This window comes from Streptomyces sp. NPDC001100 (genome assembly GCF_053598575.1).
The window spans coordinates 42,643-58,181 of record NZ_JBSFKO010000003.1; the positions used below are offsets into that span (position 1 = coordinate 42,643).

The following is a 15,539-nucleotide window of genomic DNA, read 5'->3' on the forward strand; positions in this document are numbered from 1 at the left end:
CTGGACCCGCGGTGTGATGGGAACTGGCCCGGAGTGTGATCAAACGGCAACAGCCGATGGGCGGCGGCAGGACGCCGGGTCCGCCCACCCGCCCGCGAGTATGTGATCGTCCGGTAACAGCACCGGCCTGGCCTGGTGTTGTACGGATACTGAGCACATGCCACGTGTCCTGCTCATCGAAGACGACCGCGCCGTGCGTGAAGGTGTCCAACTCGCGCTGCGCCGCCAGGGACACGACGTGGCCGCCGCCGGGACGGGTGAGGACGGGCTGGAACAGCTGCGGTCGTTCCGGCCGGACGTCGTCGTCCTCGATCTGATGCTGCCCGGCCTGTCCGGGCTCGACGTGTGCCGCCGCATCCGCGGGGCCGACGACCAGGTTCCGATCATCATGGCGACCGCCCGGGGCGACGACATGGACATCGTGGTCGGGCTCGAAGCGGGAGCCGACGACTACGTCGTCAAGCCCGTCCAGGCCCGCGTGCTCGAAGCCCGCATCCGTGCCGTCCTGCGACGGGTCGGCGGCACACCCGCCGACGGAACCACGCCGAAGACAGAAACCCATGGAGAACTGACCATCGACCGGGCCGCGTTGACCGTCACCCACCAAGGCGCACCGGTCGCCCTCGCCCCCTCCGAACTACGGCTCCTACTCACCCTCTCCGCCTCGCCCGGTCAGGTGTTCAGCCGACAGCAGCTCCTGGAAGCCGTCTGGGAACACAGCTACCACGGCGACTCACGGCTGGTGGACGCCTGCGTCAAACGGCTGCGCACCAAGATGGGCGAGCCTCCGGGACAGCCCCGCTACATACAGACCGTGCGCGGCTTCGGCTACCAGTTCAGGTCACGGTGAAGGCACCCCCGCCGCTGCGCGGCCTGCGCGGCCGACTGCTGATGGCCTTCCTGCTGGTCGCCGGCATCGCCACCCTGACCACCGGCGCCCTGACGTTCCGGGAGGCGCGCACGGGGGTGCTCCAGCAGAGCCAGGACGGGGTGATCGCGCAGTTCCGCGACCATGTCGGCACCCTCGCCCCCGACCTCGACTTTCCCCCGGACCAGAGCCAACTGAACCTGTTCGCACAGCAGTTGGCGCGCTCCGAACCGTCGAAGAACTGGCGCGTGCTGGCCACTTACGGCGGCCTGAGCGCCACCTCCTCACCGCAGGACCCGTTCGAACAGCTGACGCCCGACCTGCGCAGGGCCGTGGCCTCCGGCGGTAACACCGTCTTCCAGCGGGTGACCAGACACGGCAGCCCCGCACTCGTCGTCGGCCTGCCGGTCACCTTCGGCACCGCGGAGCGGCCCACGTCCGACCCGTCCGGGCTCGCCGTCTTCCTGACGGTGCCGCAGACCACCGAACAGGCCTACGTCCAGGCCCTGGTCCCCGCCATCGAGCGAGCCACCGTTCCCGCGCTGATCCTGGCCGTCCTGCTCGCACTGCTGGCCGCCCGTGGCGTACTGCGGCCGGTACGCGAACTGCGCCGGGCCACCCGCAGCATCGCCGAGGGCCACCTCGACACCCGGCTCACCGTCAACGGCTCCGACGAACTCGCCGACCTCTCCCACACCTTCAACGACACCGCCGCCGCGCTGGAGGAGTCGGTCGCCGAACTGCGCCGCATGGAAACCCGCGCCCGCCGCTTCGCCGCCGACGTCTCCCACGAACTGCGCACCCCTCTGGCCGCCATGTCCGCGGTCACCGACATCCTCGACGAGGACGCGGCCCAACTCGACCCCGACACCGCCACCGCCGTACGGCTCATCAGCGAGGAAACCGTCAAGCTGGCCCGCCTGGTCGAGGACCTGATGGAGATGTCCCGCTTCGACGCCGGCGCGGCCAGTCTGCACCTGGACGAGATCGACCTCGCGGACTCCGTCCGGCGCACCCTCGCCTCCCGCGCCTGGCTGGAGACGGTCGAGGCACGGCTTCCACCGCCGGGGACACTCCGCGGCAGCCTCGACCCGCGCCGCCTCGACGTGATCGTCGCCAACCTGGTCGGGAACGCCCTCCGTCACGGTGGGCGCCCCGTACGGCTGGACCTCTACGAGTGGGAACACCCGGACGACGGGCGGCGGGCGGTCATCGAAGTGCTGGACAGTGGACCGGGCATCCCCGAAAGCGTCCTGCCCCACGTCTTCGACCGCTTCTACAAATCGGACACGGCCCGCACCAGGACCGAGGGCAGCGGCCTCGGACTCGCCATCACCGCGGAGAACGTCCACCTGCACGGCGGCACCATCCAGGCGGCGAACGGTGCGCACGGCGGCGCCGTCTTCACCGTAGAGCTCCCGCTGCGACAGGACGAGCCACCACCAGTACCTGCCGAACCGGCCGAGGGGAGCCATCCGTGAGCGCTGTCCACCGGGCCGTCCGGCCCGCGCTGCTTCTTCTCGCGGGGGCACTCCTGCTCGGCGCCTGCGGCATCCCCACGACCGGTGTGGTGGGCTCGGGGGAACCCGCCACCGGTGTCCGGTCGACCATCACGCTCTACTTCACGGGCAAGCTCGGCCTGGTCGCGGTCCCCCGCAGGATCCCCCAGCGGCCCAGCGTCGAAGCGGCCGTACGACTGTTGTTCCGGGGCCCGACCAGATCCGAACTGAGTGTGGGCATGGGCAGCCGGCTGCGGAAGCTGAAGAAGGATCCGACGGTCCGGGCCGATGGCGCAAAGGTGTCGATCGAGCTGCGCTTCGACGACCCGTCGGATTTCCCGGCCACTGTCAAGCCGCTGGTCGGGGACGCCCTCGCCCAGGTGGTCTGTACGGCCGCCGGCGCCCGCCACGCCGAGGACCCGGACGTCGTATCGGTGGAGGTGGTCATCAAGGCCACCGTGAGAGGCGCCAAGAGCCCTTGGAGCGCCGAAGGGCGCGACGCGAACTGCCCCGCCCAGGCCCGGAGGTCTGCCGCCGCCTCCCGTTCCGGATAGACGTATCGCTGCCCTGCGCCTGGGAACCGGGCTGTTTCGGCGGCACTGGCCCTGACCCAGGGCTTCGGCGTAGTCGCCGGGTATCCGGTTCATGACGGTCCGCCAGGGAGAGCGGAACAGGCACGGCTTCCAAGATCATGGAGTTCTCGACGCCCCGTGCTCTGTCTGGAAGACCGTGCCTGCCGAAGGATCATCGCTGATCCCGCCTGTCCCGACCCGCGTGATCCCCGTGGAGTGCGCCACGCTCTGGTGGGCGTCCTTGCCCTGGCCGCGTGAGCGGTGCCGGCGGGGGCAACGTCACTGCTCGCGGTCGGCGAATGGATCACCGACGCTCCACCACACGTCCTGGAACACGTCGGCGTGCGACTCGACCCCCTGTTCCCCCAACGGTCCTTGCCTGCGGAAACGACGGTCCGACGACTGCCGGCCCGGATCGACTGCGACGCACCGGGCCTCGCAGTCGGCCGCCGGCTCGCCGACCGCCTCAACCGAACCCAGGGCCGGCTGCGCGGCCTGGCGGCCGACGGCCCGTGTGGAGGCGGCACGTGCCCTGTCGGACGGCAGGCTCTCGACCTCCGGGCTTGAGACCGTGGCAGAGGTCGCCGCAGGCATCTCCGGTGAGGGAGCGGCAGCATGCTCGGCGCCGGGCTGCGAGCTCGACAGGTCATCTGCCCAGATCCAGAACGGCCAGTTCTCCGGGGCCGACGGCCACGCCGGATCGGGACGCCACTCCGGTGGCGGCGAGAAGTCCGGCGGCGGCGAGGGTCACCCGGGCGCTGGGTTGAATCGCCAGGACACTTGCCCGCCCCCCTTCAGGCAGCACGTGCGGGTCTCCCCATTTCTGACAGTTCCACCCCGCCCGGAACCTCTCGGCGCAGGGGATGCACGAGTTCACGCGGGTCCGCTGCCGGTCATGCCCAGATCAAGGGTCCGGCCGTCCACACGTGCCCCGACGCTGCCGAGTAATCGAACTCAACCGTCACGTCATCGCACTCCCCGAGTCTCAAGTCTTCACCCTGCCGTAGGGCCTTCGACCAGCCAATTCAACGTTTAGCCAAGGTTCGCCGACGGTCGGCCACGCACGGTGGTCCAGGACAGGAACCAGCACAACACGAGAACCGGAGGGTTGTCATGTTTCACGCAAATGCCTGCCCTCCCCCGTTCTACCCGCGAGAAGACAGCTACTACGGATCTCAGGACGAAGGAGTCACCATGGGCATGCAGCGGATCAAGCACAAGGTCGGCGTGGTGCTCGCAGCCACCGCGCTGCTGACGAGCGTGACCGGGCTCGCCACGGCGACCACGGCGCAGGCGGCAGCGACCGCGACCTGCTGGGGCACGAACCAGACGAACAACTCCTCCCTCGTAACCACGTTGAAAGGCACGTACAACCTGAAGGTCGGTGTCGGCTCGGTCTGTGGCAACGTCCGTTCGGTGAGCACGGGCAGCACCTTCTACGTGTGGTGCGGGGCCATAAACCCGGACTCGGGTGTGCTGTGGTTCCTCGGGAGGGTCAAGGGGGACTCTGTAGCCAACATCGGCTACATGTCCTCGGACAATCTGAACTACGTCAGCGGCACCTGGAACTACTGCTGAGCCGACCCTCGGCGGGCGGCGCGGCGGTGCCGTCCGCCCGCCGAGGGCGCCCACGCCCCGGGTCGGCCGGGCCGATCTGCATGTCGGCGCCCGCGGCGAACGTGGCCACAGGGACGGGCGGTGCGCACGGAATGCGGCGAAACCGGCCGTCGGCCTGCCTCGCGGTACAACTCGAAGAGTCCCTGCCGATGGCACCCCAACGATCAGGTTGAGGTAGTAGTTCTCCGTCCGAAGTCCTGGAAGGTTCCCGCCCGGTGTCGGCCACCATCACTGGAGAGTGTTACCGACGGCCTCAGACAGTTCGTCGGCTGATTCGGGGGCCAGACGATAGTGAAGTGGACCCCGTAGGTGCCGTAACTTGCGTCTTGTGCCGCGAGGTCCAGCCGTTGGTGGAAGCGGGTCCTCGCCTGGTGCGGCGTGATGTAGCCGATGGTCGAGTGGAGCCGCTCTCGGTTGTAATACTCGGCGATCCACCGGAAGACGTCCTGTCGAGCCGCGGCCCTGGTCGCCCATACGGTCTGCCGATCCCGGCTTTCAGGACCGCGAAGAAGCTCTCCGCTGCTGCGTTGATGCCCCTATGGATGTCAAGCGGCGTCTCGGGCTGGTTCCGTGGGGTGCGCCGCGGTGTTTGTGGGAGCGATGTGCCGGTTTGCTGGCGTGTTGCGAACGCCCTGCTGGTGAGCTGCACTCTGCGGACGGGCGGCACAGCTGCCAGGTGGGCTCGACGCCCGGCTCAGCGGGCGATCCGGTAACGGTGTTCGGGACGGCCGGTGGCTCCGTAGCGGAGTTCGAGCCGAACCATGCCCTCCCGTACGAGGTAGGAGAGATACCGCTGGGCCGTGGCGCGGGAGACGCCGGTGAGTTCGGCGGCCTGGGCTGCGGACAGGGGGTCGTGGGCGGTGCGCAGGACCTGGTGCAGGAGGGCGAGGGTGGGTGCGGAGTGCCCCTTGGCCGGGACCCGGGGGACGGCCGGTGGCCGGGCGGCGCTGAAGAGGGCGTCCACGTCGGCCTGGTCGGTGCGTGGGGCGAGGCCCAACGCGGCCACCCGGTGGTGGAGTTCGCGGTAGGCGGTGAGTCGTTCGGCCAGGTCGGCGGAGCCGAACGGCTTGACCAGGTAGCCCACGGCGCCGAGCTTCATGGCGGTCCGTACCGAGGTGATGTCCCGGTCGGCGGTAATCATGATGACGTCGGGGCGGGCGCCGCCCTCGTCCGAGCTGAGCCGCCGCAGCACGTCGAGTCCGCTGCCGTCGGGCAGGAAGACGTCGAGCAGCAGCAGGTCGGGGTGGAGGGTGCGCACCGCGTCCAGCGTCTCGGCCACGGTCGCCGCCCGGCCGACCACCTCGAAGTCCTCGATGCGGGACGCGTAGTCGCAGTGGATGTGACCGACCCGGAAGTCGTCGTCCACCACCAGCGTCCGTATCATCCGCGGTCACCTCCGGTCGTCGAGGCCGTCGTCAACTGTGCGTCGCGTGGCACGGGAGTGGCGTCCGGCAGGGGCAGTACGACGGTGAAGACCGCGCCCGGCCCCTCACTGACCGTGATCGTCCCGCCGTGCCGCTGGGTGAGCCGGTGGACGAGGGCCAGGCCCAGCCCGCGCCGGGCGGTGCCCCGGTCGGGCCGGGTCGACCAGCCGTCCTCGAAGATCGACTCGGTGGCGCCCGGCGGAATCCCCGGGCCGCTGTCGGCGACCCGCACCATCACCAGGTCGACGGCCTCGACCAGCGAGAGCAGCACCTCCCGGCCACCCGCCGGGGGCGGTCCGCCGGAGGCCGCGTCGATCGCGTTGTCCAGCAGGTTGCCGACGATGGTCAGCAGCCGTCGCAGATGCGGCGGGTCCTCGCCGAGCGCGGAGTCCTCACTCAGCACCATCCGTACCCCGCGTTCCGCGGCCACCGTGGTCTTGGCGACGATCAGCCCCACGAGCAGCGCGCTGCCGATCCGTTCGCGCACGGACTCGGTCAGCGCCTGGTCGGCGCCGGCCGACTCCACGGCGTACTCGAAGGCGGCGTCGTGGTCGCCGATGTCCAGCAGCCCGGCCACGGTGTGCATGCGGTTGGTGAACTCGTGCTGCTGGGCGCGCAGGGCGTCGGTCAGCCCGCGCACCGAGTCCAGTTCGCGCAGCAGTCCGATCAGCTCGGTGCGGTCGCGCACGGTGACCACCGCGCCCAGTTCGCGGCCTTGCAGCGTCACCGGCATCCGGTTGACGACCAGGCAGTGGTCGTCGGTCAGCACGTTGAGGTCGGTGCCGGTCAGGGTGCCGTCCAGGGCGCGGCGCAGCCGCCCGTCGGGCAGCACCTCGTCGAGCCGGCTGCCGAGCGCCGTGCCGAGGCCGAGCAGATTGCGGGCCTCGTCGTTGACCACGGTGATCCGGCCGTCGGGAGCGAAGGCGAGCACGCCCTCCCGGATGCCGTGGAGCATGGCCTCGCGGTCCTGGAACAGTCCGGCGATCTCCTCCAGTTCCAGCCCGAAGGTCGACCGCTTCAGCCGCCTGGCCAGCAGGAACGCGGCAGCCGAGCCGAGTGCGACGGCGATCGCGCTGTACAGGCCGAAGGTGGGCAGCTCCCGCCACAGCTCGCCGAGCACATCGCGTTCCGGGATGCCGGCCGAGACCTCGCCGACCAGCTTGCCCGTGGGTCCGTACAGCGGCGCCTTGCCGTTGGCGGACCGCCCGGTCGCGCCCTGGTCGGAGCCGACGTGGGGACGGCCGTCGAGGACCACGATCGGATCGCCCACCGGCTCGCCGATCAGCGCCGGGTCGGGGTGCGAGTGGCGGACGCCCCGTAGGTCGATCACGACCACGTACGACGCCCCCGACGCCTTCCGTATGCGTTCGGCGACCGTCTGGACGACGTCGCCGCCACCGCCGTACTCCATGGCGTGCCGGATCTGCGGGTCGGCGGCCGTGGTCTGCGCGATGTCCAGCGCCCGCTGCTCGTAGGCGCGGTCGATCTCGGACCGCTGGGCGAACGCGAACAGGACGAAGCCGATGGCTCCGGTGAGGGCCAGAATGGCGAGCTGGTTGGCCAGGATCCGCGCGGAGAGCCTCCCCTTCCCGCCGCGGCCGATCCTGATTCGGAGGGGCATCACAGGTGCCTTCGCCCTTGTCGTGCTGCCGGGCCCGGCCCCTTCGCCGTACCCGTGGTGGCGTGATTGTGTCCCATCGCCGACATTCTGCCCACCCCTCGACCCGCTGAGCAGAATGCGCAGAACCCCTGTTAACACGACTAACGCGGGATACGTCTGAAACAGCGACGTAACACCGCCCGGCCTCTAGCGTCTGCCTTCCTCGACCTCCGAGGACCTCCGAGAGGGGAAGGAGACAGCCTCAGATGGCTTCGCGAAACGACGTCGCGGCCGGCCCCGTCGCCGAGACGACCGGCCAGGACAGCGCCCGAGTCGAGATCTCAGGGCTCACCAAACGCTTTCTGACTCCCGCGGGTGAGGTGTTCACGGCACTCCAGGACGTCTCGTTCACCGTGGAGCCGGGCCAGTTCTGCGCGGTGGTCGGCCCGACCGGCTGCGGCAAGTCGACGACACTGAGCATGGTGTCCGGCCTCGACCGGCCCAGCGAGGGCTCGGTCAAGGTCGGCGGCCGTGAGGTGGACGGTGTCACCGACGGCGTCAGCTTCATGTTCCAGACCGACGCCCTGCTGCCCTGGAAGACGGTCCTCGGCAACGTCCTGATGGGCCCCGTCTTCCGCAGGGTGCCCAAGCAGCGGGCCCACGCCTCGGCACGCGACTGGCTGCGCCGGGTGGGCCTGACGGGGTTCGAGGACCGCTACCCGCACCAGCTCTCCGGCGGCATGCGCAAGCGCGTGGCGATGGCCGCGGCACTGATCAACGAACCCAAGATCCTCATCATGGACGAGCCGTTCGGCGCCCTGGACGTGCAGACCAAGGCGATCATGTCGACCGAACTCCTCGGCCTGTGGGAGCAGATCCGTCCGTCGGTCATCTTCATCACCCACGACCTCGACGAGGCCGTGGCGCTCGCCGACCGGGTCGTCGTCATGACGTCCAGCCCCGGCTCGGTCAAGGCGGTCTTCGACATCGACCTGCCGCGTCCGCGCGGCGCGGTCCAGGAGATCCGCTTCCAGCCCCGCTTCATCGAACTCCAGCACCAGATCTGGGACTGCCTGCGTGAAGAGGTGGAGCGCGCCTACGCACGCACCGCAGGAGGTACGGCATGAGCACGACGTCCGCTGTTTCCACCGCCCCGGCCGCGAACGGCTCCCAGGTCTCGGCCGCGGCCGCCGCCAGGAGCGCCGTCCGGCGGCGCACCGCGCTGGTGTGGGCGGGGCGCGTCGGGCTCGCGGTCTTCGTCCTCGGCGGCTGGCAGACCTTCACCGCCTGGGGGATCGTCGACCCGTTCTTCTTCGGGCAGCCGTCCGGCATCGCCAAGCGGCTGGTCGATCTCTTCCGGCACGGCACCGAGTTCGGGTCCTTCTACTCGAACATCTGGACAACGATCCAGGAGGCGCTCGTCGGCTTCGCCCTCGGGGCCGTCACGGGAGTGGTCTTCGGCGTCGCGCTCGGCCAGAGCCGCTTCCTCGCCGACGTGCTCGGCCCCTACATCAAGATGGTCAACGCGATCCCGCGGATCGTCCTCGGCTCGATCTTCATCGTCGCGTTCGGCATCGGCGTGCTGCCGAAGATCCTGCTCGCCGCGGTGCTGGTGTTCTTCATCGTCTTCTTCAACGCCTTCCAGGGCGTCCGCGAGGTCGACCGCAACATCCTCGCCAACACCAGGGTCCTCGGCGCCTCGCAGTGGCAGATCATCCGGCACGTCACCGTGCCCTCCGCACTCACCTGGATCATCGCCAGCCTGCACAGCGCCTTCGGCTTCGCCATCGTCGGCGCGCTGGTCGGCGAGGTGCTCGGCGCGCAGAGCGGCCTCGGCCTGGTCATCAAGACCGCGCAGAACAACTTCGACCCCAACGGCGTGTTCGCCACGATGCTCGTCATCTCGGTCATCGTGCTCGGCGCCGAGTGGCTGATCGGCAAGCTCGAACACCGGCTGCTGTCCTGGCGCCCGCCGGCCCCGACCGAGGCGAACTCCCTCTGAAACCGCCGCAGTCACCCCCTCTTCGTTCCCACACCTTCACCCTCAGCAAAGGAATGTGATCAGCCATGTCCAGACGACCCGTCGCCGTCGCCGCGTCCGTCCTCGCCGTCCTCGCCCTCGGCGCCACCAGTGCCTGTTCCGGCAACTCCTCGGCCTCGACCGGCGGTTCGGGCTCCACGCCGACCGTCAAGCTCATGGCCGGCGGCCTCGACAAGCAGATCTACCTGCCCTACCAGCTCGCCCAGCAGCTCGGCTTCTACAAGAAGTACGGCGTCAACATGCAGTTGAGCACCGAGCAGGACGGCGGCGTGGGCGCCGAGGAGGCCATGGCCTCGGGCCAGGTGGACATGGCGGGCGCCTGGTACAACCACACGATCGAGTTCCAGGCGAAGGGCAAGGCCGTCGAGGACGTCGTACAGCTCTCCGGCGCACCGGGCGAGCGCGAGATGTGCACCGCCAAGTCGGGAGTCCACTCGGCCGCCGACTTCAAGGGCAAGACCCTCGGCGTCACCGACCTGGGGTCCGGCACCGACACCCTCACCCAGTTCCTGGCCGCCAAGCAGGGCGTCAAGACCAGCCAGTTCCACCGGATCGGGGTCGGCGCGGGCTCCACCGCCATCGCCGCGCTGCAGAACGGCAAGGTCGACTGCGTGATGACGACGCAGCCGACGGTGGCCGCGATCCAGAAGAAGGGCGTCGGCACGTCCGCGATCGACCTGGCCACCACCTCCGGCGCCACGGCGGCGATGGGCGGCGCCTATCCCGCCGCCAGCGTGCTCGCCCGCACCGACTGGGTGAACGCGCACAAGGACACGGTGCAGAAGGTCGTCGACGCGCTCGTCGCCACCATGCACTGGATCAGCACCCACAGCGCGGCCGACATCGCGAACAAGCTGCCGGCGTCGTTCGTGTCCAACCAACTGGTGACCAAGGCCGACTACATCGCGGCCCTGAACGAGGACAAGGGCCAGTTCCTCCCGGACGGTCTCATGCCGGCCGGCGGCCCGAAGACCTCTCTGGCGACGGAGAAACTGGTCGGCAACGTGAAGGGATCGGTGGACCTGAGCAAGACGTTCACCAATGACTTCGCCGTCCAGGCCAACAAGACCGAGGGCTTCAAGACGACCACCACCCCGGCCGGCCCGAACGGCTGAGCCCGCGCCATGCCGGAGGCCGCCCCGTTGGTCCGTACGCTCGCGGAGCCGAAGTAGTCGGCAACGGCCCGGCCGGCGGGACGGGGCGGCGAACGGTCGAAAAGCCTCCGCCCAGGAACCTTCAGTACGCGTTCCTGCGGCGGAGTGCCAGGGGGCGGCCGTCGGGGTCGGCGAGCAGTCGGTAGAGCGGGGTGACCAGGGCCGTCGTGGTGGGCGACAGACGCGGGGTGCGGTAGGTCCGCAGGCGGCCGGGAGGCCGGGGTCCCTGGCGTCCGCCGTCGTGCCACGCGTCCAGCGCGGCGGCCGACTCCGCGAAGGCGCGGAACGTCTTCTCCGGGTCGCACAGCCCCTCCGGGTCAGCGCGGTCCAGATGCTCACAGGCCAGTTCGAGTCGCAGGTCGCGGGCGTAGGAACGGGCTCCGTCGCCGAGCCCTCCGGGGTCGCGCGGCTCACGGGGGTCGATCGTCTCGTCCACGACGGCGCAGCTCAGCTCGGAATCGTGCGTCCAGGAGCGGCGGTTGACGTTGTCCGAGCCGACCGAGGACCACACGTCGTCGATGACGCAGACCTTGGCGTGGACGTACACGGGAGTCCCGGCGTGGTTCTCCGGCGCGTAGACGGCGACACGGTCGCCGCCCGCCCGGCGCAGCAGCTTCAGGGCGCTGATCCGCCCGACGAGGTTCATCGCGTGCGCCACCCGCCCGTCCTCGTCGGGCTGGGCGGGAATGACCGCGATGAGCCGCAGCCCGGGGTGGGCGGCCAGCGCCTCGGCGAAGCACCTGACGACGTGCGCGGACCACAGGTACTGATCTTCCAGATAGACCAGCGACCGGGCCCGGCGCAGGACCTTCTGGTAGCCGCGGGCGATGCTGCGCTCGCCGTGCGGGGCGAAGTCGTAGCCGTGGACACGGGCCGGGTAGGTGCGCAGCAACTGCACGGTCTGCGCTCCGCAGGGCTCCGGGTCGTCCAGTTGCGGAGGGAGCTTGTCCGCGGTGGTGTCCTCATGGCGCAGGAGCTCTCGCAGCCGCCCCAGGGGGCTGCGGCTGAGCGGGGCCGGGTCCTCCCAGCGTTCGCGGAAGTTGGCTTCGACATCCCCGACGGCGGGACCGTGGATCGCGAGCTGAATGTCGTGCCAGGGCGGACGCGCCCCGTATGCGGCGGCGAACGGCTGACTGAGCGGGTCGCCCTGGTGCGCGGTGTCGTCGCGGCGGCTGTGGCACAGGTCGATGCCGCCGACGAAGGCGACGTCCCGTTCAGGCCGTCCCGGGTGGCGCAGTACGACGGACTTCTGGTGGTGCGAGCCGCCGGGGCGCACCCGCATGTCGAGCAGGCACTCACCGCCCGCCGCTCTGATCTCCTCACCGAGGTGACGGTTCTCGCGTTCGCTGAACTGGAAGCGGTCCAGATGGGAACGCCAGATCAGCCCCTTGACGACGACACCGCGTTCGGCCGCCGCACACAGCACCTGGCCGATCTCGCTGCCGGGGCCGGCGAGCCGTTCGTCGGGGTCGCCGCGCCAGTCGGTGAACAGCAGCAGGTCGCCCGGCTGTTGGGCGCGGACGGCCTTGAGCAGTTCACCGAAGTACATCGCGCCGTGGACGAGGGGACGCACCCGGTTGCCCGTCGACCACGCCGCGCCTCCGGGCCGTCGGCTCTCCAGACGGGTCGCGGGGTTACCCCGCTCGCCCGGCGCGAGCAGCCAGTCGGCCAGTTCCATGGCTCCTCCCAGGGCAGCACCCGGCACAGCAGGCATGTCCATCGGTCATCCGTGTGTCCAGGCCGCTGTCAGAAGCTCCGGAGCACGCGTCTCGGCAGCATGGTTCCGTGACGTCGGCAATGCGGAGGATGCCGTCCCCGCGGGGTTGCCGCCGTAGCATCCGGACATGTCCGACGAGTAACCCGGGCAGAAGGGATGAAACCTCGCCGCCGCTCAGAAGCCACGGTGCCCTCGACGCCCACTACACCTGGTGCCCCATGCCCGGTCGGCACCGACGGGCGGCGGATTCAACCCCGTGACCCAAACTCCTGAATCCACACCCCTGATGAGACGTTTCCGCAGGGGATTGGACGTGCATGGTGGGGCGGGTGGGACTCGAACCCACGGCCGACGGATTATGAGTTCTTCGAGGATCTTGGCGCCCCTTGCCGATCAACGCCAATCTTGGCCGTTTTCCCAGCTCAGGAGCGGTTTGACACCTCACCCCTTCTCAGCCCTTGTCGGTCTTTTCCGATCCTCGTGTCCAACCTGCGTCCAGAACGCGTCCTGGAAGGACGAACCCAACCAGCATCCGCGCCTCGAAACTCGCCCGCAGCCGATTCACCTTCCAGCGCGCAGAGGCTCCGCCTCGGAACTCGGGGCGGAGTCTGATTCGAGAATCCCCCTACGTCGCACTTCAGACCGATTCCGATGATGGGAGGGACAGTCTCTTTCTCACCCTCGCCAGCCATAGCGCCGCTCGGGCCGGCCGGCCGCGCCGTAGCGCAGGGCGACGGCCGCCGTGCCGGTGGTGTGGAAGTGCTCCAGGTAACGGCGGGCGCTGACACGGGAGATACCGGTGGCGGCCGCGCATTCGGCGGCCGACAGGGTGCCGTCCGCATCACGAAGCGTGCGTTGGACGAGGTCGGCGGTCTCCACGCTCAGGCCCTTCGGGAGTCCGGCGACAGCAGCGGGGACAGACCCTGCGGACAGAGCCCGGTCGATGTCGGCCTGGCCGCGCACCACCGTGGTGAGAAGCCTGCCGCGCCGTGCGGCGTACCGGTCCAGGCGGGGCTTCAGGTCCTCGTAGTCGAAGGGTTTGAGGAGGTAGTCCACGACACCGTGGCGGACCGCGCCGCGCACGGTGTCGGCCTCGCGCGCGGCACTGATGACCATGATGTCGCAGTCGTGTCCCGCGGTGCGCAGCCGCGGGATGACGTCCAGGCCGAAGACATCGGGGAGATATAGATCGAGGAGAACGAGATCCGGGCGCAGTTCGTCGACTGCGGTGATGGCCTGCTCACCCGTGCCCGCGGTGCCGACGACCCTGAACGCAGGCACCCGCTCGACGAAGGTGCGGTGGACCCGAGCCACCATGAAGTCGTCGTCGACGACGAGAACGTCGATCGTGCCGGAGGTGTCCGTCAACGTGCCGCTCCTTCCTCGATCGCTTCCGTTGAGTGGCTCACGGACATGCGCGCGGTGAACCGGGCGCCTTCGGCGGTGTTGGTCACCCTGATCTCCCCGCCCCGTCGTTCACAGACGAGCTGGGTGAGTGCAAGGCCGATGCCCCGCTCGCCCTCTGCGGCGGCCTTGGTGGTGAAACCGTGGTGGAAGACCTCCTGGGCGAGTTCGGGAGCCACGCCCGGGCCCGAGTCGCACACCACGATCTCCACGCTGGACGCGTCCTGTCGGAGTTCGACCTCGATCCAGGGTTCCCGGTCGTCGAGGCCGCTTCCGGCTGCGGCGTCGATGGCGTTGTCGACCAGGTTGCCGACCACGGTCGCCACGTCGGCGGCGTCCTCCGAAGCGAGCCGGCCGAGGGAGGTGACGTCCGAGATCTTCAGGGTGATCCTGCGTTCGGCCGCGAGGGAGTCCTTCGCCATGAGGAGGGCGGCGACGGCCGGATCGTGGATGCGGCGGCCGATGGTCATGTCCAGGGACTGGCGGCGCCGGGTGAGCGCCCGGACGTAGCGTACGACCTCGTCCTGCTCGCCGATCTGGATGAGTCCGGAGATGGTGTGCAGCTGGTTGGCGAACTCGTGTGTCTGGGCCCGTAGCAGCTCGGACGTGCTGCGGAAGGAGCCGATCTCGCGTTCCAGCCGAGCCAGTTCGGTGCGGTCCCGCAGCGTGGTGACCGAGCCGAGCAGGCGGTCGTTCTTCGTGACGGTCATCCTGTTCATCACCAGCACGCGACCGTGCCGGATGACCACTTCGTCGGGCCCGTGCTCCGCTTCGGGCCGGGTGCCGGTGAGTACGTCGTGAAGACGGCCGTCGATGCCGAGCTCGCCCAGCGTACGGCCCACGCACTCCTCGGGCAGGTCGAGCAGCTGTCTGCCCACCTCGTTCACCAGGGTGAGGCGCTGCTGGGGATCCAGGGCGATCACGCCCTCGGCGATCCCGTACAGCATGGCCTCGCGGTGTTCGGCGAGCCCGGTGATCTCTCGCGGCTCCAGACCGAGCGTCTGCCGTTTGACCCGTCGGGCCAGCAGCCAGGAGCCGGCGAGGCCCAGCCCGCTGGCGATGCCCAGGTAGGCGAGGAGATAGGAAGAAGCACCGCTGAGCCGCTGCCACACCGTCGGGGACGCCTCCCCGATCATGACGGTGCCCATGGTGCGCCCCAGGTCCCCGCTCGCCGCGCCGAGCACCGGCACCTGCGCCACCAGTTCGCGGCTGCCGTCCCAGGTGAGCGAGCCGGACCAGCCCCGTCCGCGGGCCACCCCCGGCCCGAGCCGCAACCGGTCACCGATGACCGTCGGGTTGGTCGAACTGACGATGCGACCGGAGGAGTCGGCGATCGTCACGGAGGTGATCCCGGACTGCACCAGCGTGGAGTGCGTCAGCGGGGCCAGCGTCTCCTCCGGCGCCGGTCGTGGGAGCTGGTTGCGCACCAGTGGATTGGCGGCCAACTGCTCGGCCAGCGCACTCACGCGGCGGCCCTCGACCCGGCTGAAGGTGGCCTCCGACTGGGCGAGCGAGAGCGCCGCGACCGCCAGCAGCACGACCACGACGATGGCGAGCTGCAGCGCCAGCATCTCGCCCGCGAGGGTATGACGCCGAAAACTGGTGACCACAACGAACTCAATCTCTACTGCTGACACAAACTG

At 69.7% G+C, this 15,539-nt stretch carries 12 protein-coding genes; 7 read left to right on the top strand and 5 right to left on the bottom strand.

The features are described 5' to 3' along the window. Nucleotides 1–157 precede the first annotated feature (157 nt). The 4 genes from ACWDEW_RS04615 to ACWDEW_RS04630 all read left to right on the top strand — a co-directional run bounded on the left by ACWDEW_RS04615 (nucleotide 158) and on the right by ACWDEW_RS04630 (nucleotide 4,517). Complete coding sequence (locus ACWDEW_RS04615; protein WP_450509561.1) at nucleotides 158–850, top strand: response regulator; 693 nt, start codon at nucleotides 158–160, stop codon at nucleotides 848–850. Beyond that, complete coding sequence (locus ACWDEW_RS04620; protein ID WP_450509563.1) at nucleotides 847–2,349, top strand: ATP-binding protein; 1,503 nt, start codon at nucleotides 847–849, stop codon at nucleotides 2,347–2,349. The genes ACWDEW_RS04615 and ACWDEW_RS04620 overlap by 4 nt, the downstream gene beginning before the upstream one ends. After that, nucleotides 2,346–2,921, top strand: coding sequence for a hypothetical protein (locus ACWDEW_RS04625; protein WP_450509565.1), 576 nt, complete (start codon nucleotides 2,346–2,348; stop codon nucleotides 2,919–2,921). The genes ACWDEW_RS04620 and ACWDEW_RS04625 overlap by 4 nt, the downstream gene beginning before the upstream one ends. A gap of 1,212 nt (nucleotides 2,922–4,133) precedes the next feature. Further along, nucleotides 4,134–4,517 carry a hypothetical protein gene (locus ACWDEW_RS04630; protein ID WP_450509567.1) on the top strand — a complete coding sequence of 128 codons (384 nt, stop codon included), beginning with the start codon at nucleotides 4,134–4,136 and terminating at the stop codon, nucleotides 4,515–4,517. Nucleotides 4,518–5,250: 733 nt separating this feature from the next. On the opposite strand, the gene ACWDEW_RS04635 is transcribed toward ACWDEW_RS04630, so the two are convergent. Both ACWDEW_RS04635 and ACWDEW_RS04640 read right to left on the bottom strand, forming a co-directional pair. Then, nucleotides 5,251–5,940, bottom strand: coding sequence for a response regulator (locus ACWDEW_RS04635; protein WP_450509569.1), 690 nt, complete (start codon nucleotides 5,938–5,940; stop codon nucleotides 5,251–5,253). After that, complete coding sequence (locus ACWDEW_RS04640; RefSeq protein WP_450509571.1) at nucleotides 5,937–7,601, bottom strand: ATP-binding protein; 1,665 nt, start codon at nucleotides 7,599–7,601, stop codon at nucleotides 5,937–5,939. The genes ACWDEW_RS04635 and ACWDEW_RS04640 overlap by 4 nt, the downstream gene beginning before the upstream one ends. A gap of 245 nt (nucleotides 7,602–7,846) precedes the next feature. On the opposite strand from ACWDEW_RS04640, the gene ACWDEW_RS04645 reads away from it, so the two are divergent. From ACWDEW_RS04645 to ACWDEW_RS04655, 3 genes are all read left to right on the top strand, one after another. Then, entirely contained in the window at nucleotides 7,847–8,707 is an 861-nt protein-coding gene (locus ACWDEW_RS04645) for an ABC transporter ATP-binding protein (RefSeq protein ID WP_450509573.1), read from the top strand. Continuing rightward, nucleotides 8,704–9,582, top strand: coding sequence for an ABC transporter permease (locus tag ACWDEW_RS04650; RefSeq protein ID WP_450509575.1), 879 nt, complete (start codon nucleotides 8,704–8,706; stop codon nucleotides 9,580–9,582). Before ACWDEW_RS04645 ends, ACWDEW_RS04650 begins: the two co-directional genes overlap by 4 nt. Nucleotides 9,583–9,647: 65 nt before the next feature. Then, complete coding sequence (locus ACWDEW_RS04655; protein ID WP_450509577.1) at nucleotides 9,648–10,736, top strand: ABC transporter substrate-binding protein; 1,089 nt, start codon at nucleotides 9,648–9,650, stop codon at nucleotides 10,734–10,736. A gap of 121 nt (nucleotides 10,737–10,857) precedes the next feature. Here the strand turns inward: ACWDEW_RS04655 and ACWDEW_RS04660 are convergent, their stop codons facing one another. From ACWDEW_RS04660 to ACWDEW_RS04670, 3 genes are all read right to left on the bottom strand, one after another. Further along, complete coding sequence (locus ACWDEW_RS04660; protein WP_450509579.1) at nucleotides 10,858–12,453, bottom strand: phospholipase D-like domain-containing protein; 1,596 nt, start codon at nucleotides 12,451–12,453, stop codon at nucleotides 10,858–10,860. A 714-nt stretch (nucleotides 12,454–13,167) separates the two neighbouring features. After that, the gene (locus ACWDEW_RS04665) at nucleotides 13,168–13,860 is read right to left on the bottom strand and encodes a response regulator (protein WP_316770436.1); all 693 of its coding nucleotides are present in this window, start codon (nucleotides 13,858–13,860) and stop codon (nucleotides 13,168–13,170) included. Then, nucleotides 13,857–15,506, bottom strand: a complete 1,650-nt coding sequence (locus ACWDEW_RS04670) for an ATP-binding protein (protein WP_450509582.1) — start codon at nucleotides 15,504–15,506, stop codon at nucleotides 13,857–13,859. The genes ACWDEW_RS04665 and ACWDEW_RS04670 overlap by 4 nt, the downstream gene beginning before the upstream one ends. Between the last annotated feature and the right edge of the window lie 33 nt (nucleotides 15,507–15,539).

Bases quoted from the DNA above. Each gene is read 5' to 3' on its own strand.
- ACWDEW_RS04615 (WP_450509561.1), top strand. From the start codon at position 158: ATGCCACGTGTCCTGCTCATCGAAGACGACCGCGCCGTGCGTGAAGGT.
- ACWDEW_RS04630 (WP_450509567.1), top strand. From the start codon at position 4,134: ATGGGCATGCAGCGGATCAAGCACAAGGTCGGCGTGGTGCTCGCAGCC.
- ACWDEW_RS04635 (WP_450509569.1), bottom strand. From the start codon at position 5,940: ATGATACGGACGCTGGTGGTGGACGACGACTTCCGGGTCGGTCACATC.
- ACWDEW_RS04640 (WP_450509571.1), bottom strand. From the start codon at position 7,601: ATGCCCCTCCGAATCAGGATCGGCCGCGGCGGGAAGGGGAGGCTCTCC.
- ACWDEW_RS04645 (WP_450509573.1), top strand. From the start codon at position 7,847: ATGGCTTCGCGAAACGACGTCGCGGCCGGCCCCGTCGCCGAGACGACC.
- ACWDEW_RS04650 (WP_450509575.1), top strand. From the start codon at position 8,704: ATGAGCACGACGTCCGCTGTTTCCACCGCCCCGGCCGCGAACGGCTCC.
- ACWDEW_RS04655 (WP_450509577.1), top strand. From the start codon at position 9,648: ATGTCCAGACGACCCGTCGCCGTCGCCGCGTCCGTCCTCGCCGTCCTC.
- ACWDEW_RS04660 (WP_450509579.1), bottom strand. From the start codon at position 12,453: ATGGAACTGGCCGACTGGCTGCTCGCGCCGGGCGAGCGGGGTAACCCC.